Below are 19,691 nucleotides of genomic sequence, written 5' to 3'. Positions count from 1 at the left end.
GCGCCTTGCAACAAGATAGGGCGCACAACAGCGCTTGAACTCGCTTCTGCCAATGACGGCAGCCAAGGTCGACGGTCTCCAGCCTGCCATGCAGGTGTGCTTCTGCATTTCAGTGTAGCAAACTTCAGCTTAGTTGCTTGTAGGACAGTGCCGCGTCTGAAAGTAGGAAGGCTAAACCACAAAATAGTTATTTTGTTCTGCACTATGTATTTCTTTGCATCATCTTTTTGCGGGCTATCTTGCCGCCCTGGCGGCGCTGTTCAAGGCGGCGAGCCGGTCACGCGCGCCGCGGCCAGTTGCGCCACTGCCGCCACCAGTTCGGCCGGGTCGAGCGGTTTCGACACCCAGTCCTGGAAGCCGCTGGCCAGCGCCCGCTGGCGATCCTGCGGTTGCGCAAACGCCGTCAGCGCCAGCGCGGGCAGCCGGGCCGCCTCAGGGGAGGCGTGCGCGCGGACTTGCGCCAGCAAGTCGAAACCGTCGGCATCGGGCATGCCGATGTCGCTGACCAGCACATCCGGGCGCACCTGGTCCAGCAGTTGCAGCGCTTGCGCCACGCTGCCGGCGCTATGCACTTCGGCGTTGTTGTCGCGCAAGATACGCTCCGTCAGCTCGCGCGCATCGGCTTCGTCATCGACCAGCAGCACCGTGACGCCGCGCAAGTCATGGCTGGCGGACGGGGCGCTGCCCGCCTGGCGCGCGGCAACGGCCGGCGTCCCCAGGGGCAGGCGCACGGTAAAGCTGGCGCCCTGCATGTCGCCGGCGCTGCTGACGGTGACCGTGCCGCCGTGCTGCTCCACCAGGTGCTTGACGATGGCCAGCCCCAGCCCCAGGCCGCCATGCCGGCGCGTGGTCGAGGCGTCGGCCTGGCGGAAGCGGTCGAATACGTGGGGCAGGAAATCTTTCTTGATGCCGACGCCGTTGTCGGCCACCGTGATGGCCAGGCGGGTCGCTTCGCGATGCACGCCGATATCGACCCGCCCTCCTTGTGGCGTGAACTTCAAGGCATTCGACAGCAGGTTCCAGATCACTTGCTGGATGCGGCTGGGGTCACCCGTGATGCGGCCCGCATCGCTGGCGATATTGCTGTGGATGGCGATGTGCTTGGCGTCGGCCGCCGGGCGCAGGGTTTCGATGGCCGAGGCGATGATGCTGGCGGGCACGATGGTTTGCAGGTCGAGCAGCACCTTGTCGGAGGTGATGCGGCTCATGTCGAGCAAGTCTTCGATCAACTGCGCCTGTGCGCGCGCATTGCGTTCGATGCTTTGCAAGCCGCGGTGCAGGTCGGCCTCGTCGCGCGTGCCGCGCCGCAGCACCTGGGCCCAGCCCAGGATGGCCGACAAGGGCGTGCGCAGTTCATGCGACAGGGTGGTGAGAAAATCGTCTTTCAGCTGGTTCGTGCGCTCGGCCTCGGCGCGCGCCTCGCGTTCGCTGTCGAGCAGCACCTTGCGCTCTTCCGCGGCGCGCGTGGCGGCCGCGTACAAGCGCGTATTGTCGAGCGCGACGGCGGCCTGGGCCGCGATGGCCGAAACGATGCGTTCGCTGCGCGCACTGAACATGCCCGCCTGCGGATGACCGAGCAGCAAGCGCCCCAGCAACAGGCCCGAGCGCGAGCTGACGGGCAGGCTCAGGCAGCTGCGCAGCGGCGGTGCGCCGCCGGCGCTGGCGTCGGGCGCGGCCAGCAAGTCGTTCTGGCGCATGGCTGGTCCTTGGCGCAGTTCCGTGGCAATGGCATCGGCTTCGCACAGGCTGATGCCGTTGACGGCGCGCGCCGCGGGCAGCGGGGCGGCGCTGTCGTGGAGCTCGCCCGCATCGTCATAATACAAGGCGCCGAAGTGCGCGCCGCTGATGCGCGTGGCCGCATCGACGGTTTCCTGCAGCAGGGCCGGCAAGTCCAGGGTGCCGGCCAGGGCCGCGCCCGTATTGTTGAGCAACTCCAGCACGCGCGTTTCATCGCGCAGGGCTTCCTGCGCGCGCTTGACCTGGTCGACATCGGTGCTCGTGCCAAACCAGCGCAGCAGCTGGCCGCCCCGGTCGCGCACGGGATTGGCGCGCGTCAGGAACCAGCGGAACTGGCCGTCGGCGCCACGGATGGGGAACTCCATTTCGAAGGGCGTGCCATCGCGCAAGGCAGCCTTCCAGGCATGCAGCATGGGCGGCAGGTGCTGCGCGTGATAGGCGATGCTCCAGCCATCGCCCGCCATCTGTTCGGCGCTGGTGCCCGTATAGTCGTGCCAGCGCTGGTTGTACCACGCAATGGTGCCGTCGAAGCCGGCGATCCAGGCCAGTTGCGGGATGGAATTGGCCAGCGCGCGCAAGTCTTCTTCGCTGTGGCGCAAGCTTTCTTCGCTGGCCTTGCGCTGGCTGATGTCCTGGATATACGTGGTCAAGCCATCGCTGGAAGGGAAGATGCGCACTTCCAGCCAGCGCCCCAGCGGCGTGTACAGCAGTTCGAAGCTGCCGCCGTGCTGTTGCGCCATGGCGCGCCGATACTGCGTTTCCAGTTCCGTGCCCAGCAGTTCCGGGCAGGCTTGCCACAGGCTGCTGCCGGCCAGGCTGGCGCCAGGCGGACGCTGCGGCGCGAGCATGTCGGTGCCGCGCGTATTGATGTAGCGGATGCGCCAGTCGCGGTCGAGCAGGCAAAAGCCATCGGTGATGCCCTCCAGCAGGTTGGCCAGGCGCTCGTCGGATAGGCTCAGCGGCGCTGATGGGGGAAGCAGATCTTGCTCGCGGTCATGCTTGGCCATCGGAAATCCTGCAACAGTGAGTCTGCCGCACGGGCGCTTGCCCCGCCGGGCCGCCGCCGCTAAGCTCAGTTAAATGGGGCATGATGGAATTACCCGCCGTCATGAATTAGGGGAGGCACAAGCGCCCCTGCCTGAGTGGTATTGTAGCCCCAAGCGCCGCGCCGCCACCGCACGCTTGCGCGCCGCCTGCAGATAGCACTGGACAGGCTGGAAAGCAGTCCCTATAATCCCGCTTCTTTCGAGACAGCAACTTCTCGATTCGCTGGAAGCTCCTGTGAAAGCAGAAGTATCCATCGATAAAAAGGCGTGAGCTTTTTGGCAGTGAAAAGGTAGTCGATCATGCGGGGCGGTATTCTGCAAAATCAGCTAAGCGATTGAAAAATCGAACTTTTCAAAGCGAAATGAATACGCTATAATGTTTGCCTGCGCGGCTGTAGCTCAGCTGGATAGAGTACTTGGCTACGAACCAAGGGGTCGTGGGTTCAATTCCTGCCAGCCGCACCAGAATACTGAAAATCAGACTTTGCCTGGTTTTGTTGTAACAAGTTTCACCTCCATGCTGTTGATGGAATGTTGTAGAAGTTTTGCGGCTGTAGCTCAGCTGGATAGAGTACTTGGCTACGAACCAAGGGGTCGTGGGTTCAATTCCTGCCAGCCGCACCAGTATTGCCAAGATGAAGTTCGCTTCATGTTGATGAAAGTTTCAAGCTTCGCGCCGTCCGGCGAAGTGTGTCAGAGTTTGCGGCTGTAGCTCAGCTGGATAGAGTACTTGGCTACGAACCAAGGGGTCGTGGGTTCAATTCCTGCCAGCCGCACCAGTATTTGCAGTAGTGAAAAAAACCCGGAAAGTTCGCTTTCCGGGTTTTTTTTTCGTCCTGACGGGACGCGGGCAGGGTGCATGTTGGCGGCCTGGGCAATTGTGAAATATCCGCACGGCGCCCTTTGCCATTCTGCAAAGCCCTGCTATAATCTTGTCTTAGGCGGCTGTAGCTCAGCTGGATAGAGTACTTGGCTACGAACCAAGGGGTCGTGGGTTCAATTCCTGCCAGCCGCACCAGAATATCGGGGGTCAGATTGTAAAATCTGATCCCCTTTTTCGTTTCTGAATGGATTTACGCTGCGCCAGTGGCGCCACGCCGGTATTGCAGGCGAAACGCGCGTGGCGTGACTTGCCTGGCGGCGCGGAACTGGCGGTTAAAATGCGCGAGGTTGCGGTAGCCAGCCTCTTGCGCGATGACGGCGATGGCGAGATTGCTTTCGATCAGCTGTTGGCAGGCGCGGCCGATACGCAGCCGCGCCAGGTATTCGCCCGGCGTGCAATGCGCGTGGCGCTTGAAACAGCGGTGAAAGGCGCCCAGCGACAGGGCCGCCCGCTGCGCCAGCGTTTCCAGTGCAATCTCTTCCCGGAAATGCGCGTGCATGAAGTCAAACACGATTGCCATGCGCTTTTGCTGCCCATCGGGCATCGGCGCCTGCGCTGTTGACGCCAGCGGCTGCGCACCACCGTCGCCCGCCAGATCCAGCAGCACGTCGAGCAGCAGCGGCAAGCGCTGCGGTACGGGCAGCGCATTCAATTGCAGCAGTCTGGATGCGTTGCGCGCGCTCGTTGCCGGTGAAAAATGCAGGGCAGGGCCGGCGCGGCGCGCCAGTTGCCGGACGCTGTGCAACTCCGGAAAACAGGCCGCCAGCTGTTCCACCCATTCGAGGGAAAACCATACGACGACGGCCAGCATGGGCTGCGTGCCGTCGATGCGTTCGCTGGCCGACCACGTGTGCGGCAAATTTGGCCCCAGCAGCACCAGGTCGCCCGGCTCGAAATCGCCCAGGTGGTCGCCGATGTAGCGTTGCCCCCGCGCATTGACCGTCAAGGTCAGCTCGAACTGCGGGTGGTAGTGCCAGATGAAGGGAATGGCATCGAGTTCGCGCCACAGCAAGCCCCAGGAGTGGCCTGTCGGGATCGTGACTTGTTCGAATAAAGGCGTCATCGTGACGTTTTAAGGTAGCAGATAGTCAGGATAGTATCAGTATTGGTTGCTGCGCACGCATTTTACACGGCACTGCCGAAGCACAATCTGTCTCACACCAACACAGGAGACAGCGATGCAAGAAGACCGATATCAATACGGCGAAGACCGTCCCGGCAACCCGTCCGTGGCCTACACGGAACAAACCCAGTTGCGCGACATCCGGAAACAGCTGCCCCTGCGCGTGCTGTCCGACAGCGACTTTTTGCACTGGCAAACCTACGGTTACGTCATCGTCAAGGATGCCGTGCCGCCGGAACAGGTGCGCCGCACAACCGATTTCCTGTGGGAATTCCAGGGACTCGACCAGCATGACCCCGCCACCTGGAACCGGGACCAGTTGCGCGACCACGCCATGAAAGAGCTCAACGGTTCCGGCATGGTCGAGGCTTACCACAACCAGACCCTGTGGGATAACCGCCAGACCCAGCGCGTGTATGACGCCTTTGTCGACATCTGGGACCGTCAGGATTTGTGGGTGACCATCGACCGCGCCAACCTGAACACGCCGAACAACGGCAAGCGCAAGTTTGGCGGCTTCATCCACTGGGATGCCGACACCACACTCGACCCGTTGCCCGTCAACGTGCAAGGCGTGCTGGCCCTGTCCGACACCTCGCCCGAGAGCGGCGGTTTCCAGTGTTATCCAGAATTGTTCAACAACTTGCTCGCGTGGCGCAAGACGGTGCCGCTCGATCGCAACCCGTGGCAGCCAGACCTGGCGACGGTGCCGTATCCGATGGAATTCATCGCCATGAAGAAAGGAGAGCTGCTGATCTTCAACAGCCTGCTGGCGCACGGCATCCGCCCGAACACGTCGGCGGACCAGGTGCGCCTGGCGCAATACATTTCCTTCACGCCAGCGCAGGAAGACAATCAAGCCTTGCGCGACTGGCGCGTGCAAAGCTGGCGCGAGCGCAGCGCGCCGCAGGGCTATGCGTTTCCCGGCGACCCCGAGGAAAAGGAAAAGCTGCGTTATCCGCAGGCACGGTTGACGGCGCTGGGCGAGCAGATCCTCGGCGCGCGCGACTGGTAAGTGTGGCGCCAGGTCCGGTGGCATTGCCTGCCGGATAGACAATTGCAGGCAAATGCACGATCATGGTTCGACTTGCCATCGACCGAGGAAACGCATGAGTATCATCACCTGCATCGAAGACTTGCGCGTGCTGGCCCAGAAACGGGTGCCGCGCATGTTTTACGACTACGCCGATTCCGGCTCCTGGACGGAGTCGACGTACCGCGCCAACAACAGCGATTTCGCGAAGATCAAATTCCGCCAGCGCGTGGCCGTCAACCTGGAAAACCGCAGCCTGGCTTCGACCATGGTGGGGCAGCACGTATCGATGCCGGTAGCCCTGTCGCCCACGGGCTTGACAGGCATGCAGCATGCGGATGGCGAAATCCTCGCGGCCCAGGCGGCCGAGCGTTTCGGCGTGCCATTCACGCTGTCGACCATGAGCATCTGCTCGATCGAAGACGTGGCGGCGAACACGACGAAACCGTTCTGGTTCCAGCTGTATGTGATGAAGGACCGCGAATTCATCAACCGCCTGATCGACCGTGCCAAGGCGGCGAAATGCGGCGCGCTGGTGCTGACCCTGGACTTGCAGGTGCTGGGGCAGCGCCACAAGGACTTGCGCAACGGCCTGTCGGCGCCACCGAAATTGACGATTCCCAACATCATCAACATGGCCACCAAGCCGCGCTGGGTGGCGGGCATGCTGGGCACGAAGCGGCGCGGCTTCGGCAACATCGTCGGCCATGCCACGTCCGTGTCGGACATGTCGTCCCTGTCGGCCTGGACGCAGCAGCAGTTCGACCTGAGCCTGTCGTGGGCGGACGTGGAATGGATCAAGCAGCGCTGGGGCGGGAAATTGATCATCAAGGGCATCATGGACCCGGAAGACGCGCGCCTGGCCGTGGAAAGCGGCGCCGACGCGCTGATCGTCTCGAACCACGGCGGGCGCCAGCTCGATGGCGCGCAATCGTCGATCGAAGCCTTGCCCGCCATCGTCGACGCCGTCGGCAGCCAGATCGAAGTGCACATGGACGGCGGCATCCGCTCGGGCCAGGACGTGCTCAAGGCCGTGGCCCTGGGCGCGAAAGGCGTGTACATCGGCCGCCCCTTCCTGTATGGCCTGGGTGCCATGGGCGGCCCGGGCGTCACCAAATGCCTGGACATCATCCGCAATGAACTCGATTTGACGATGGCATTTTGCGGCTTGCGCGACCTGCAGCAGGTGGACAAGAAGATCCTGCTGCCGGGCACGTTTTAAGCGGCAATCCGCACAATATCAAAGCCTTCCGAGGCCTGGGGCGGCACGAAGTGGCGCGTGATGGCGTCAAAATCAGCGTCGCTGGTGGAGAACGGGTGCAGCCCGCTGGCATTGCGCTGGCGCAAGCGCGCCTTGCATTCCTCGTCCGACACGTCCAGGTAATGTAGCATGTGCGGCGTGCCTGCCTGCTGGAACAGTTCGCGCATCCAGGCGCGGCTGGCGGGCGTATTCGCGGGGAAATCGAGGACGACGGACACGCCCGCCTGCAGCATCTGCAGGGCCAAAGGGGCGATGGCTGCGCGCAGCCGCGCAGCGCAGGCCGCGTAGTCGGCCAGGCTGGCGATCTGGCCCGGATACAGCTGCGCCAGCAAGCTGTCTTCGCTGATGCGCACGGTGTGTGGCGCGCTGGCCAGCCGGGTGGTCAGGGTGGATTTGCCCGAGGCAATTTTGCCGCACACGAGGTGCAGGGTGGGGGCAGCGGTGGTGCTGGAGGTAGGGGACATGGTCGCTCGCTAGAAAGAAATAATGCCTGCGAGACGTCTTGATCTATTACTGCAAATCAAAGCCGCCTCTCAGGCGGCTTTGGCAATCACTGTCCTGCTAAGCCACCATCGGTCGAATGGCGGCAATAATCGATGGCAGGGGAGGAAATGGCGATTGCATGGGGTAACGATGCCATGCGGACATGGCCTTGTCAATGCCGGCGCGTCCCTACTCGAAGGATTGCCAGTACTGCGCATAGGGCTCCATGCCCATGCTGGCGCGGCGCTGCTCCAGGTGCTGCGGGTCTGCGATGGGAAATGCGGTGCTCTTGCCATCGCTGCCAGTCTGGAATTGGCTGCCGTACAGCTGCGGCAGCTTGTCATTGGTCAAGTCACGGTCGATCGCCAGTGCCAGCTTCGAAGGCGTGATTTCCCCTTGCTCTGCCGCCGTTCGCATCAGGGCCAGGCTGCTTTTGAGGAAGGCATTGGATCCATGCTGGGCGATCAGCCACGCGCTGCCCGCCGCCTTGTAGCCGACCATCGTTTGCGTGGGCCAGCCCTTGCTGGCGATGATTTGCCGCAAGCGTTGTTCGCGTGCTTCATCCGTGGCCAGCATGCGCTGGCGTGTGGCCAGGTCCGGCCCCGTTGGCGGGAATCCCGCGCGCAGGGCCTGGTCTTCCTGTTCCATGGTCCGCAATTCGGCTGCCAGCGCCGCTTCGGGCAGCGCGGCCGGATACAGCAGGAAGTCCAGCGCGCCCGCCGTGGCAGCGCTGAAGATGAGCTTGGGTTCCGCTTCCCAGCCGGGCGATTGCAGGAGCAGTGCCAGTGTGCTGCCTTCCGGTACGTCAATGCGGTAGCGGCCATTTTCGACCGTGCCATGTATCTGCGGCTCGCCGTGCATGCGCTCGGCAACGATGCTGATGGCTTGCGGCAGCGGTGGGCCGTTGCTGCGGATGGTGCCGCTCAGTTCGAAGGCGCCCGCATGGACGCTGCAGCATAGCAGGATGGCGAAGGTCAGGCGTGGCATGGGAGTCCGTTCATGAATGGGGGAGGTCGAGCAAGGTCCACTTTTCGCGGAACGTGGCGTCATCGAGCGGCCGCGCATGCGGGTCGTCTTGCCGGAACAGCCCGCCGATCAGCATCTCCTGGATGGCATCCGTGAAACCGCCGTAGGGCGAGGCGCTGCCCCACTGGCGGCGCGTGCGGGCGAAGACGACGGCGTCTTGCTGCACGGCCAGCTGCGCCAGCGCTGCCTGCAAGGTGGCAGCGGCGTCCGCTCCCATGTCCGTGGCGATGGCGCACACCAGGCGCTGGCCGAATTGCAGGGGCTTGCCTGCCAAGCCCAGCAGCGATTCATTGGCCAGGGCGAGGAACACGTCGGGCGCCTGGCCGTCTTTTTCGCAGGCGGTCCAGGCGGGCGCCCACGTTTCCAGACTCATGAACCGTGCCTCGGTCGTTTGCGCCGTGTGCGTCCACTTCGCGTGCGATTTGGCATCCCAGCCCAGGCGGCCAAAGGCAATCGGCTTGCCCTTGGGATTGTATTGATGACTGCGCACGCCGGCCTTGCCCCGCGCGCTTGCCTGCGCCATGAGGCCGTCGAGGCTGTCGGCAAACGGCGCCCATTGCGCGGCATCCCACAGGGGCGCGGCACCGGGCGCGGCCAGCAGCAGGAACACTTCGTAATCACGTGAAAAAAACGCCATGCACTTTTTCCTTGGCAAATGGATGGAAAATCTTGTCGCAATATTATAGTTGTGGTTGCGATATGGCCGTCCGCTGGCTGGGGCGCAGCAGGTAGACGCCGTACAGGCACAAGGGCAGCACGGCCAGCAGGGCGATGTACGGCAGGATCGACGCGCCGTCTTCGGCCGGGTTCGGCAGGGTGGCCGTCACCAGCGCGTAGTCCCACAGTCCATGTACGAGCACCATCGGCCAGACGGAGCGGGTGCGCAGGCGGATGGCCGCATAGCCGACGCCTTGCAGGGTGGCGGCGACGGCTTGCCACAAGGCGCCGCTGACGTCGCCCGTGGCCAGGCCGTTGACCGTGTGGGCCAGGCCGAACAGCGCCGAGGACATCAGGACGGCCGGCCAGACGGCGTAGCGGTCCAGCATGCCTTGCAGCAAGATGGCGCGGAACATCAGCTCTTCCGAGACGGCCACCAGCGCCGCATTGCAAGCGACGATCAGCAGCACGCGCGGCTGCGGCCAGCCGCCGGCCCAGGCCAGCAACAGCATCAGCAGCGCATACAGCAGGGGCGGCGAGACGAGCCACAGCGTTTTCCATGGCTGCGGCGCGCACAGGCCCGCCGCGCGGCGCTGGCTTGAGGCCAGCAGAAGCGCCAGCGCGAACAGGGCGGCCAGCGCCCACGACAGGCCGATGCGGCCGGTGACGGCGGCGCCCGGCAAGGCGTAGCCGGCCGCTTCCAGCCAGCGGCCGCCCAGGCTCAAGCCCAGCCAGATGGCCAGTGCGATGAGGGTGACGGGCATGGTGAAGGCGATTCTAGGGAAGGGCATGGTTGGCTTCGGTGTTGGCCGCGTCGGCTACTGCGTACATGGGCGAATCATGAAGTTGCATCAATGATATGGTGGAAATATTGCCATACTACATTAAAAGCAGGCGTACAAATTGCCACATCGTTATAGTTGCATGGAATAATAAGCATTCGTCCGTTTGCCGCCAGACTGGAGCGCCATGACCTACAGCAAGACCATCACCACTGAACGATTGATCCTGCGCAAGCCGCAACCATCGGATGAGGCGGCGCAATTCGCCATGCATTCCGACCCCGAAGTGATGCGCTATTTCAGCGAACCACCATGGACCGATGCCAGCCGCGCCGCGCGCCAGATTGCCGAGGACATCGCCGCTTTCGAGAAAGAGGAATTCTTCCGCTTCGCCGTCGAGCTGAAGGCGACGGGCGAATACTTGGGCAGCTGCAGCCTGTTTTCCGAGCACCGCCAGAACCGCCGCGCCGAGATCGGCTACGCGCTGGGCCGCCCATACTGGGGCAACGGCTATATGCACGAAGCGCTGTCGGCGCTGATCGAGTATGCGTTTGTCGAGCGCGACCTGAACCGCCTGGAAGCCGATATCGACCCGCACAACGCCGGTTCGGCCAGCGCCCTGGAACGCCAGGGTTTCAACAAGGAAGGGTTTCTGCCCGAACGCTGGATCGTCGGAGGCCAGGTCAGCGATTCGGCCTTGTACGGCTTGCTGCGGCGCGAGTGGGAAGCGCGGCGCCTGCTGGAAGAATAAACATGCGAGAGCACAGGACTGCGCGCTGGTCGTCCCCTGCGATCGTGGCGCTGGCCATCATTGCGACGATCAGCGTATATGTGCTGGCCGCTTACCTGTCGCGCTTTTTCCCCTCGGAGCAGGAGATGTGCACCGCCACGTGCGCGAAGGAGAACCAGGTCGGCTATCTGGAGTATCTCCATAGCGCGCAGCAAACGGCGGGAATGAGAGATAAGGGGCCGACACAATGCAAGTGCCGCTGACGCACAGACAGGATCAGGAGTCATGAGTAAGACGATGCAAGAAATCGAAGTCTTCCAGCAAGCGTTGGGCCACACCTTGCCAGCGTACTATTTGGCTTTTCTCAAGGACTGGCACGAAGACATGCGCGGCGAACAGGTATTGCTGTACGGCGCAGAGAGCTTGCGGGAGCGTAACGAGACCTATGACACGCAGCAATCCTGTCCTGGCTATATGACCATCGGCGACGACAGCGGCGGACGCGCCGTCATGCTGGCGCTCGATGACGCTGAGCGCGCCGTCTACCTGGTGGGGCATGGCTCGATGCAGCGCGATGATTTCGAGCTGGCCGCCGATGATTTCGTATCCTGGCTGGCCGCCGATTGCCCGCTTGACTAAAAAGGATGCAAGGCGATGAAAGCTGCTGATTTACCCGCTTCAGACCATCCGCTGGTGACTTTGCGCCAGCTGGAACGTAGCGACGCGCCCGCCTGGTATGCCTACCTGGCCGACCCTGCCGTCGTGGAGCACACGAGCTGGAACTTGCGTTGCGTCGACGATCTGCAGGCCAATTTCGATGACTACGCATCGGCAGAACCGTCTTCGTCCATACGGCTGGCTGTCGTGCTGCGCGAGGGTGGCCAATTGGTGGGCACGATCGGCTTCAACGCCATTTCTCCGCAGCACCGCACGGCGGAGATCGCCTACGATCTTGCTCCTGCCGTGTGGGGGCAGGGCGTGGCCACGTCCGTCTGCGCGTCGGTCGTGGACTGGGGTTTCCAGCGCCTCGGCTTTCTGCGCATCCAGGCCACTGTGCTGGAAAGCAATGAACGTTCGGTCCGCGTGCTCGAACGCTGCGCTTTCGAGCGGGAGGGCTATCTGCGCTGTTACCGGCAAGTTCGCGGAAGATCCGGCAATTTCTGGCTGTATGCGCGCATTGCCGGCGTGCGATGAACAAGCTACCCTTGAGTATCCTGTTGGTGGAAGACCACCTGGCCATCGCGCGCCAGGTGCTCGACTTTCTCGACGGCTTGCGCTGGCAGACGGACCATGCGGGCACGGGCGCGCTGGCCGTGCAATTGGCCACGTGCAACAGCTATGACGTGGTGCTGCTGGACCTGAACTTGCCCGACATGGATGGCTTGCAAGTGTGCCGCGCCATCAAGGCAGCCGCTCCCAGCAATGTGCCGATTTTGATGCTGACGGCGCGGGACGCGTATGAAGACAAGGCGCGCGGTTTTCGCAACGGCGCCGACGATTACCTGACCAAGCCGTTCGACCTGCGCGAGGTGGCTTTGCGCTGCGAAGCGCTGGCGCGCCGGCAGCAGTTGCACGTGCACCAGGAAATACGCGTGGGGCCATTCACCTTGCAGACGCGCGCAGGGCGCGCCCTGTATGGCGACGCACCGCTGCCGCTGACGCAGACGGGTTTTAAAATCTTGCTGCTGCTGTGCCGCGAACATCCGCATGCCGTCTCGCGCTCGGCCTTGCTGCAGCAACTGTGGGGCAGCCAGCCGCCCGACAGCGATGCGCTCAAATCGCACATCTATGCGCTGCGCAAGCAGCTGGAGTTGCTTGGCGGGGCTGGTGCGGCGGGCATGCTGGTGACCATACCGCAGCTGGGCTACCGCCTGGCCTTCGATGCTGCGGCGTCTGCATGAGCAAGTCGATCCGGCAGCGCCTGTTCGCCGCCCTGGCCGGCTTCGCCGTCCTGCTGTGCCTGTGCTACACGGGCCTGGCGCTGGTGATCGCCTACGTGACGGAAGACATGCTGGTGCAGCGCCTGCTCGAGCGCGAAGCGGCGGCCGTCAGCATGCGCTGGCAGCAGCACGGCAAGCTTACGCCTTCCGGCAGCGACCTCATCACGGTTTATGGCAGTTACCTTGACTTGCCTCAAGCGGTGCGCGCGCAAGTGCCGCCGTCCGCGCCGCGCGGGGAAGTGTTTACGAAGACGGGCCAGCATTATCACGTGCTGGCGCTCGATGTCGTTGCCGGCGGCAAGCCGGCCCGCTGCTATCTGCTGGCCGACGTGGCCCCCGTGCTGGTGGTGTCGCGCCTGGCGCGGGAAGTAGGCGGCGTTGTGCTGGGCGTGGCGCTGGCGCTGATCGCCCTGGCCTTGCTGCTGGCATACTGGCTTGCGCGGCGCCTCGTGCTGCCCTTGCAGCGTCTGGCCCAGGAAGCGCGCCAGCTGGCGCCCGGCAGCGCCGTCCATTTCAGCGAGCGCGACCGCCCCGACGAGATCGGTTTCCTGGCGCGCCGCCTGGAAACCACTTTTGCCGAACTGCAGTCGGTCTTGCGGCGCGAACAGGCATTCACCCGCGACGTCAGCCATGAATTGCGCACGCCGCTCACCCTGATGCATAACACCCTGGCGCTGGCGAATGCGCAGCCCTTAAGCGGGCAGGAACAGGCGCAGCTGCGGCAATCCATGGACGAGATGCGCGCCACCATCGACGTGCTGTTCGCGCTGGCGCGGGCCGAACAGCTATCGGGCGTAGTGGTGGAGTTGCGCGGCTGCATCGAGCAATGCCTGCTGCGCCTGCTCGACGAACATCGCTGGGATGCCAGCCTGCTGACCCTGGACTTGCCCGAGCGGCTGGAGGTGCTTGGCAACCCGCCACTGCTCATGTTGCTCATCAATAATTGCCTGGCGAATGCCCTGTTCCATGGCGGCCCCGACTGCCGCATCAGCATTGCGTTCGCGCAAGGCCGCCTGAACATCGTCAATACCGTGCAGGCGGGGCATCCACGGCGCATCCACGGTTTCGCGCATGGCCAGAACCTGCTGCTGCGCCTGGCACAAGCCATGCAATGGGACATTGTTTTCCACCCCGGCGCGACGCAGTACCGTGTCGCCATCCTTCCCGCCCAGGCGCGATAAAAGAAGTCGCCGGATTTCACCGTGATTTCACCTCGTCTTGCTTATGCTGGCTGCTCTTTTATTTGAAGGGAAGCCCATGAAAATCACCATCAGCCTGTTCGTCCTGTCCTGTCTGTGTACGCCAGTGCTGGCGCAGGTGCAATCGCTGCAGCACAAGGAAGACAAGCGCCGCTACATCGTCTATACGCCCGCCGCCTACGACAGTGCGCCGCAGCAAGCCTTTCCCGTCGTCTTCAATTTCCATGGCGGCGGCATGAGCATGGCCGAGCAGATGCTGTACACGCAGATGAACAAGACGGCCGAACGGCACCAGTTCATCGTTGTGTACCCGCAAGGTATCAAGCAGGACTGGAACGTGGGCTTCGGCATGGATTACCTGGCGGGCACGGATGATGTCGGCTTTACGCAAGCCATGCTGGCCAAGCTCAAGCAGACTCACCGCATCGATGACAAGCGCGTGTATGCCACGGGCTTGTCGCGTGGCGGATTCTTTGCCCTGCGCCTGGCGGCCGAGCTGCCGCAGCAGTTCGCCGCCGTCGCCTCGGTGGGGGCGCCGATGCCGGAACCGGTGCTGCAGCAGCATAAAAAGACGGACAAGGTCGGCATGCTGTTGATACAGGGGACGGCCGACAAGGTCGTGCTGCATGAAGGCAAGGCTGCCAGCTACCTGTCGGCAGCAGGCACGTTCGATTACTGGCGCAGGCACAACGGCATCGAAGGCGCCACGCCACCGGCGCGCCTGCTACCCACCGTGGCAGGTGACGATACGCAAGTGACGCATGTGGCGCAGGGCAATGGCGCGCAGCAGGTGGCCTTGCTCACCGTCAAGGACGGCGGCCATACCTGGCCGGGCGCCGATGCCTTCAATATCGGCCTGCCCATCGGCAAGACCACGCGCGCCATCGATGCGAATGAAGTCATGTGGGACTTTTTCAGCCGCCATCACCGCTGACGCCATGCTAGGATGGCGGCCATCGCTGCAGTGCTATGCGGCAACTTGAGGGGAGCATGGTGGCAATGTCAGAAGCAGGTATCGCGGCCATGGCCGAGGCGATCTTCGCCAAGCCCGGCGCGGCCGTGGCGCAGGCGTATTCGGAGGCGGAACAGGAAACGCTGCACTTTCATTCGCCTGCCGAGCTGTGCGCGTATGCGGCCAGGCTGGAGGCCGAAGGCGCCAGCGAGGTGCTCCTGGCCGTGCATTACCCGGACATGGGCGGGCAGTTTTCCCCGCGCCGTATCGCGCTCGACCCGGCCAAGTGCGCTGGCCTCACCTACCGCTACGTGTGCGAAGGCTGGGGCCTCATCCGCGTGTACCTGCGCTTGTCCAGCGGCAAGGGACTGGCGTCGCATGTGGGCGCCAATTCGCAGAAGCGGGCGGAAAAATGGCAGCCGCATTACCCTGAATTCGGTCCGACCGACGCCTGGCACTGGGATGCCGTGGGCCGCCATGAACGCCGGCTGATCCGCGTGCTGAAGAAGGTCGCCGCGCAGGAAGGCTTGTCATGACGGACGCGATGCACATCAATCCCGCCACCATCTTTTGCCGCTCGCTGGCGCAGCTCTCCGCCATGCTCGACAAGACCGGCACCGCGCCGCACATGATGGCGGCGCGTTTGCACCCGGACATGCTGCCGTTCGCCCAGCAAGTGCGCGCGGCCGTGAGCTTTTCCCTGCGCGGCTGTTGCCCGCTGGCGGGGCTGGAAGTGGCCGATTTCAGCGCCGCCGCCAGTCTGCAGGAGCAGATCGCGCACACCATGCGCTACCTCAAGGACATTCCCCCGGAACGCTTTGACGGGCCGCCCGGGCGCATCTGCCGCGACCGCGCCGGCTTTGCCGATATCGCCTTGCCCGCCGACGAATATTTGAATTTGTACATCCTGCCGAATTTCTATTTTCACTTCAGCATGGCGTATGCGATCGCGCGCAGCGGCGGCGCGGCCATCGGCAAGGGCGATTTCGATGGTTATCACGCGTATGCGCCGGGTTTCAGCTTTGAGCGGCCTGCCGCGCCGTAGTTCCTACAAGCCCGCATCCTTCCACGATGCCAGTCCCAGCCGCTTCAGCAGCCGGCCCGACAGCCCGCAGCTCCAGCAGCTCATCTGGATTTGCCGGTGCCGGGCCGGCCCATGCGCATGCCAGGCTTGCTCGGCGTAATCGAGCAAGGCTTCGCTGAGCGGAGAGGCGTCGGCCACGGGCGGCAGGCGCGTCATCAGTTCAAACACGCCGTGGGTGGTTTCCTTGATCTGCAGCAAACCTGCCAGCAGGGCGCGCAGCACGGCGGCGTCGATGCTGGTGCTCGCTTGCGTGCAGCGCTGCTGCCAGGATAGCGGGCGCGCCTGCCACAGGGCCAGCAGCGCCGGCACGTCGGCGGGCTGCAGTTGCCCGATCAGCTCAGCCGCCTCCTGAAACAGGTCGAGGCGGTCATACTCGCCGCTGTCCAGGACCAGCAGCTCATCGAGTTCGTGCAATACGCTCATGCCACCACGTTCGTGGGCGCGCCGCGCTCGAACGCTTCCACGTTGCCGATCAAGATGTCGGCCAGCTTCTGCATGGCTTCCCCGCTGGCCCAGGCCGTGTGCGGCGTGAGGATGAAGTTGGGCAGGCGCAAATTGAGCAGCGGGTTGTCCGGCAGCGGCGGCTCCTTGGATAACACGTCGAAGCCGGCGCCGGCGATCACGCCGTTCGTCAATGCCTCGGCCAGCGCCGCTTCATCGACGAGGCCGCCCCGCGCCGTGTTGATCAGGAGGGATGTGGGCTGCATGCGCGCCAGCTCTGCCGCGCCGATGATGTTGCGCGTCTTGTCCGTCAAGGGCAGGTGCAGGCTGAGCACGTCGGAGGTGGCCAGCAATTCGTCGAACGTCACTTGCGTCACGCCGTCCTCATCGATAGGGGAGCGGTTGTGTACCTGCACCTGCATGCCGAAGGCGCGTCCCAGTTGCGCCACGGACTTGCCCAGCGCGCCATAACCGAGCAAACCCAGGCGGCTGCCGGCCAGGTCGCGGATCGGGTGGCCGAACAGGCAGAAGCGGTCCGATGCCTGCCACAGGCCCGCTTCCACATCGGCGCGGTAGGCAAACAGCTGGCGGCGCAGGGCCAGTATCAGGGCCAGGGTATGCTCGGGCACGGTGGCGCGCGCATAGTCGCGGATATTCGCCACGACAATGCCCCGCTCGCGGCAGGCGGCCAGGTCGAGGATGTCCGTGCCAGTGGCGGCCACGGCGATCATCTTCAGGTCCGGCAGCTGCGCCAGCTCGGCCGCGCGCAGCGGCACCTTGTTCGTGATGGCGATGCTGGCGCCTTGCAGGCGAGACACCGTCTGTTCGCTGCCCTTGGTATGCGGATACTCTTCCCAGCCGTGCGCAAAGGCGGGCGGGCGCACGGTGGCGACCAGGCTGTCGCGGTCGAGAAAGACGATGCGGTGCGGCTGCGGCGATGTGCTTGCTGTTGTCATGGCTGGACCTCGGTCAGGTTGGCGCGCGCGCTCGCGGGACTGCTCTTGCCCTTGAGCTGCGTGGCCGGGTGGTTGGTAAACATGTCGGCGACCCATTCGACAAACACGCGCACCTTGGCGGACAGATGGCGGTTGGGCGGATAGATCACGTGGATGGGCAACGGGTCGGATTCCCATTCGCCGAGCAATTCCACCATTTTTCCCTGTTCTATCAGGGGCGCAAGCATGAAATGCGTCATTTGCACGATGCCCAGGCCCGCCAGGCCGGCGGCCGTATAGGCGTTCGAATCGTTCAGGGCGATATGGCTGGGCATGGCGATTTGGATGCGTTCGCCGGCGCGCGTGAAATCCCAATCAAACGTTTTGCCTGTCTTGGCGGAGAAAAAATTCACGCCCCGGTGCTGCGCCAGGTCGTCCGGATGCAGCGGCGTGCCGTGCTGCGCCAGGTAGCCGGGCGAGGCGCAGGTCATGAAATGCAGCACGCCGACCCGGCGCGCGATCAGGTTCAGGTCGCCCAATTCGCCGCCGCGCACGGCGCAATCGACGCCTTCCTCGATCAGGTCGACGGGACGGTCGCTGCAGCCCAGTTCCAGCGAGATGTCCGGGTAGCGGGCAAAGAAGTCGGGCAGGGCGGGAATGATCAGTTCGCTGGCCAGGGCCGTGGGCGCATCCACGCGCAGGCGCCCGCTGGGGCTCAGGCGCGTGCGCGACAGCGATTCTTCCGCCTCGCGCACGTCCGACAGGATGCGCACGCAGCGTTCGTAATAGGCGGCGCCGTCGGACGTGATGCTGACATGGCGCGTAGTGCGGTTGAGCAACTTAACCGACAGGCTTGCTTCCAGCGACTGGATCAGGGTCGACACGGTGGCTTTCGGCAGCTGCATGTTTTCCGCCGCGCGCGTAAAGCCGCCCGCATCGACGACTTGGATGAAAACTTCCATGGCTTGCAGCTTGTTCACTTGAATTCCTATCACTTTATGCGTGATTATTCAGAATCCTGAACAATCAATTCGTCATTGCACTCTTTATCAGATTGTAGATCAAGTCTATAGTTGTTGTACTGCAGCATAAGATGATTGCCGCAGGAAGTTCACAGGAGAAAAATCATGGGTCATCGGAATGGAATCTTTGCAGTGCTCGCTCTCGCTATGAGCTCGCTCGCTCTGGCCGCGATGGTATCGTCGGATGCATACTCGATGGCGGCGCAAAGCGAAGCCAGCGGTTATAGCGCCCTGACCCATGAAGTGGGCGGTGCCGCCCTGTTGTGCCTGAACGACACGGTGCTCGATGTTGCGGTGCAGCCGGTGGTGGCGCAATGAGCTTTGCCGACACCGCGGCCGAACTGGCGCCTGGCCAGGCGCTGAAGATACGCGACATCCAGGTGCAGGGCGCGCAGGATGCGCTCGGCGCGCGCGTCTACACGGCCGGCGTGCCGGGCGCCAGGCAGCCGAACCTGATGGTTTTCTTCCATGGCGGCGGCTTTGTCGACGGCGACCTGGACGATGCGGACGACTTCCTGCGCTGCCTCGTGCTGAGCAACCCCGACCACGTGGTGCTGGCCGCGAACTACACCCTGGCCCGTGTGCGGCCATTTCCCGCCGCCGTGGAAGACGCGCATGCCGTGCTGCTGTGGGCAAAAAAGAACAAGTCCAAGCTGGGCTGGACGGGCAAGCAGATGGTGGTGTCGGGCATCGAAGCGGGCGCCAACCTGGCTGCCGTATGCGCCATGATGTCGCGCGACCGGGGCGGACCGCCCCTCGCGGGCCAGGTGCTGATCATGCCCATGCTCGATCCCGGCCTGTCGACCTGCTCGATGCGCAACTTGCCGACCTGTCCTGACCTGGCGGAAGTGGCCGATCAATGCGCCGCCGCCTACCGCGGCTATCTGCCGAATGCCGCTGACCGTACCCATCCGTATGCGTCGCCATTGCAGTCGAGCCGCCTGAAGAACCTGCCGCCAGCGCTCATCCTGTCCAGCGAAGACGACCCATTGCGCGACGAGGCTGAACAATACGGCAGCAAACTGATCGCCTGCGGCATCAAGACCACCGTGCGGCGCATGGCCGCCGCGCCGCTGCAGGACGCCACCGCCCGCAATGAGTGCGCTTGCAAGGTGCAGGTATTGAGCGAAATTAGCAGTTTCGTCGCCGGACTGGGGCAGGAGCCCGAGTCATGACGCCGCCATCCGCGGCACCGCAAAAAAACTTACACTAATCAGTTTACTTTTTGAGTTTTGGTTGCTACACTACGCAGTGTAGTTCCCTTCCTGCCTGAGTTGTGCGTTCGCACAGCCAGCTTCGTCGTCCCCGTCCGCTTTTAAGCAGCTGGCGGCCTGTTTACCTTTGATCGAGCGCCGTC

Annotated in this window: 21 protein-coding genes and 4 tRNA genes; 16 read left to right on the top strand and 9 right to left on the bottom strand. The window is 63.6% G+C overall.

The window, feature by feature from the left end; all coding sequences use genetic code 11:
- Positions 1-260: 260 nt before the first annotated feature.
- A complete protein-coding gene (locus O3297_RS11555) occupies positions 261-2,744 on the bottom strand; it encodes an ATP-binding protein (RefSeq protein ID WP_305048747.1) in 2,484 nt (827 codons plus the stop codon).
- A 427-nt stretch (positions 2,745-3,171) separates the two neighbouring features.
- Between O3297_RS11555 and O3297_RS11550 the strand changes: the two genes are divergently transcribed.
- The 4 genes from O3297_RS11550 to O3297_RS11535 all read left to right on the top strand — a co-directional run bounded on the left by O3297_RS11550 (position 3,172) and on the right by O3297_RS11535 (position 3,801).
- A tRNA-Arg gene (locus O3297_RS11550) sits at positions 3,172-3,248 on the top strand.
- Positions 3,249-3,330: 82 nt separating this feature from the next.
- Positions 3,331-3,407 (top strand) — tRNA-Arg (locus O3297_RS11545).
- Positions 3,408-3,485: 78 nt separating this feature from the next.
- Positions 3,486-3,562 (top strand) — tRNA-Arg (locus O3297_RS11540).
- Positions 3,563-3,724: 162 nt separating this feature from the next.
- Positions 3,725-3,801 (top strand) — tRNA-Arg (locus O3297_RS11535).
- A 55-nt stretch (positions 3,802-3,856) separates the two neighbouring features.
- Here the strand turns inward: O3297_RS11535 and O3297_RS11530 are convergent.
- Positions 3,857-4,729 (bottom strand): AraC family transcriptional regulator, encoded by an 873-nt coding sequence (locus tag O3297_RS11530; RefSeq protein ID WP_099394119.1) that lies wholly within the window; start codon positions 4,727-4,729, stop codon positions 3,857-3,859.
- Between the two features lie 115 nt (positions 4,730-4,844).
- Between O3297_RS11530 and O3297_RS11525 the strand changes: the two genes are divergently transcribed.
- Both O3297_RS11525 and O3297_RS11520 read left to right on the top strand, forming a co-directional pair.
- The gene (locus tag O3297_RS11525) at positions 4,845-5,804 is read left to right on the top strand and encodes a phytanoyl-CoA dioxygenase family protein (protein ID WP_230521099.1); all 960 of its coding nucleotides are present in this window, start codon (positions 4,845-4,847) and stop codon (positions 5,802-5,804) included.
- Positions 5,805-5,898: 94 nt separating this feature from the next.
- Positions 5,899-7,044, top strand: a complete 1,146-nt coding sequence (locus tag O3297_RS11520; RefSeq protein WP_211550535.1) for an alpha-hydroxy acid oxidase — start codon at positions 5,899-5,901, stop codon at positions 7,042-7,044.
- On the opposite strand, the gene O3297_RS11515 is transcribed toward O3297_RS11520, so the two are convergent.
- The 4 genes from O3297_RS11515 to O3297_RS11500 form a co-directional block, all read right to left on the bottom strand.
- Positions 7,041-7,547, bottom strand: coding sequence for an ATP-binding protein (locus O3297_RS11515; RefSeq protein ID WP_305048746.1), 507 nt, complete (start codon positions 7,545-7,547; stop codon positions 7,041-7,043). The genes O3297_RS11520 and O3297_RS11515 overlap by 4 nt on opposite strands.
- A 208-nt stretch (positions 7,548-7,755) precedes the next feature.
- On the bottom strand, positions 7,756-8,553 hold the full coding sequence (locus O3297_RS11510; protein ID WP_305048745.1) for a DUF6624 domain-containing protein: 798 nt from the start codon (positions 8,551-8,553) through the stop codon (positions 7,756-7,758).
- A gap of 10 nt (positions 8,554-8,563) precedes the next feature.
- Complete coding sequence (locus O3297_RS11505) at positions 8,564-9,229, bottom strand: hypothetical protein (RefSeq protein WP_305048744.1); 666 nt, start codon at positions 9,227-9,229, stop codon at positions 8,564-8,566.
- Positions 9,230-9,272: 43 nt separating this feature from the next.
- Positions 9,273-10,040 carry a CPBP family intramembrane glutamic endopeptidase gene (locus tag O3297_RS11500; RefSeq protein WP_305048743.1) on the bottom strand — a complete coding sequence of 256 codons (768 nt, stop codon included), beginning with the start codon at positions 10,038-10,040 and terminating at the stop codon, positions 9,273-9,275.
- 178 nt (positions 10,041-10,218) lie between these two features.
- On the opposite strand from O3297_RS11500, the gene O3297_RS11495 reads away from it, so the two are divergent.
- From O3297_RS11495 to O3297_RS11460, 8 genes are all read left to right on the top strand, one after another.
- Positions 10,219-10,782 (top strand): GNAT family N-acetyltransferase, encoded by a 564-nt coding sequence (locus tag O3297_RS11495; protein WP_305048742.1) that lies wholly within the window; start codon positions 10,219-10,221, stop codon positions 10,780-10,782.
- A gap of 264 nt (positions 10,783-11,046) precedes the next feature.
- Positions 11,047-11,400: an SMI1/KNR4 family protein gene (locus tag O3297_RS11490; RefSeq protein WP_305048741.1), complete on the top strand. Its 354-nt coding sequence runs from the start codon at positions 11,047-11,049 to the stop codon at positions 11,398-11,400.
- Between the two features lie 15 nt (positions 11,401-11,415).
- Entirely contained in the window at positions 11,416-11,955 is a 540-nt protein-coding gene (locus tag O3297_RS11485) for a GNAT family N-acetyltransferase (protein WP_305048740.1), read from the top strand.
- 11 nt (positions 11,956-11,966) lie between these two features.
- Positions 11,967-12,662: a response regulator transcription factor gene (locus O3297_RS11480; RefSeq protein ID WP_305048739.1), complete on the top strand. Its 696-nt coding sequence runs from the start codon at positions 11,967-11,969 to the stop codon at positions 12,660-12,662.
- Positions 12,659-13,882 carry a HAMP domain-containing sensor histidine kinase gene (locus O3297_RS11475; protein WP_305048738.1) on the top strand — a complete coding sequence of 408 codons (1,224 nt, stop codon included), beginning with the start codon at positions 12,659-12,661 and terminating at the stop codon, positions 13,880-13,882. The genes O3297_RS11480 and O3297_RS11475 overlap by 4 nt, the downstream gene beginning before the upstream one ends.
- 76 nt (positions 13,883-13,958) lie before the next feature.
- A complete protein-coding gene (locus O3297_RS11470; RefSeq protein ID WP_305048737.1) occupies positions 13,959-14,834 on the top strand; it encodes a PHB depolymerase family esterase in 876 nt (291 codons plus the stop codon).
- A gap of 65 nt (positions 14,835-14,899) precedes the next feature.
- Positions 14,900-15,388, top strand: coding sequence for a hypothetical protein (locus tag O3297_RS11465; protein ID WP_305048736.1), 489 nt, complete (start codon positions 14,900-14,902; stop codon positions 15,386-15,388).
- On the top strand, positions 15,385-15,897 hold the full coding sequence (locus O3297_RS11460) for a DUF1993 domain-containing protein (RefSeq protein WP_305048735.1): 513 nt from the start codon (positions 15,385-15,387) through the stop codon (positions 15,895-15,897). Before O3297_RS11465 ends, O3297_RS11460 begins: the two co-directional genes overlap by 4 nt.
- A gap of 3 nt (positions 15,898-15,900) precedes the next feature.
- On the opposite strand, the gene O3297_RS11455 is transcribed toward O3297_RS11460, so the two are convergent.
- Genes O3297_RS11455 through O3297_RS11445 form a run of 3 tightly spaced genes read right to left on the bottom strand, consistent with a single transcriptional unit; the run spans position 15,901 to position 18,292 of the window.
- Positions 15,901-16,359: a hypothetical protein gene (locus O3297_RS11455; RefSeq protein WP_305048734.1), complete on the bottom strand. Its 459-nt coding sequence runs from the start codon at positions 16,357-16,359 to the stop codon at positions 15,901-15,903.
- Positions 16,356-17,333 carry a D-2-hydroxyacid dehydrogenase gene (locus O3297_RS11450; RefSeq protein ID WP_305048733.1) on the bottom strand — a complete coding sequence of 326 codons (978 nt, stop codon included), beginning with the start codon at positions 17,331-17,333 and terminating at the stop codon, positions 16,356-16,358. Before O3297_RS11450 ends, O3297_RS11455 begins: the two co-directional genes overlap by 4 nt.
- Positions 17,330-18,292 (bottom strand): LysR family transcriptional regulator, encoded by a 963-nt coding sequence (locus tag O3297_RS11445; protein WP_034783117.1) that lies wholly within the window; start codon positions 18,290-18,292, stop codon positions 17,330-17,332. The genes O3297_RS11450 and O3297_RS11445 overlap by 4 nt, the downstream gene beginning before the upstream one ends.
- Positions 18,293-18,481: 189 nt before the next feature.
- On the opposite strand from O3297_RS11445, the gene O3297_RS11440 reads away from it, so the two are divergent.
- Entirely contained in the window at positions 18,482-18,652 is a 171-nt protein-coding gene (locus tag O3297_RS11440) for a hypothetical protein (RefSeq protein ID WP_305048732.1), read from the top strand.
- Positions 18,649-19,509, top strand: a complete 861-nt coding sequence (locus O3297_RS11435) for an alpha/beta hydrolase (RefSeq protein ID WP_052140188.1) — start codon at positions 18,649-18,651, stop codon at positions 19,507-19,509. Before O3297_RS11440 ends, O3297_RS11435 begins: the two co-directional genes overlap by 4 nt.
- Positions 19,510-19,691: the final 182 nt, after the last annotated feature.

This window comes from Janthinobacterium sp. SUN128, assembly GCF_030587275.1.
Lineage (GTDB): Bacteria > Pseudomonadota > Gammaproteobacteria > Burkholderiales > Burkholderiaceae_D > Janthinobacterium > Janthinobacterium lividum.
The sequence above is the reverse complement of the archived record's forward strand: the minus strand, read 5'-3'. Positions and strand labels throughout refer to the sequence as shown.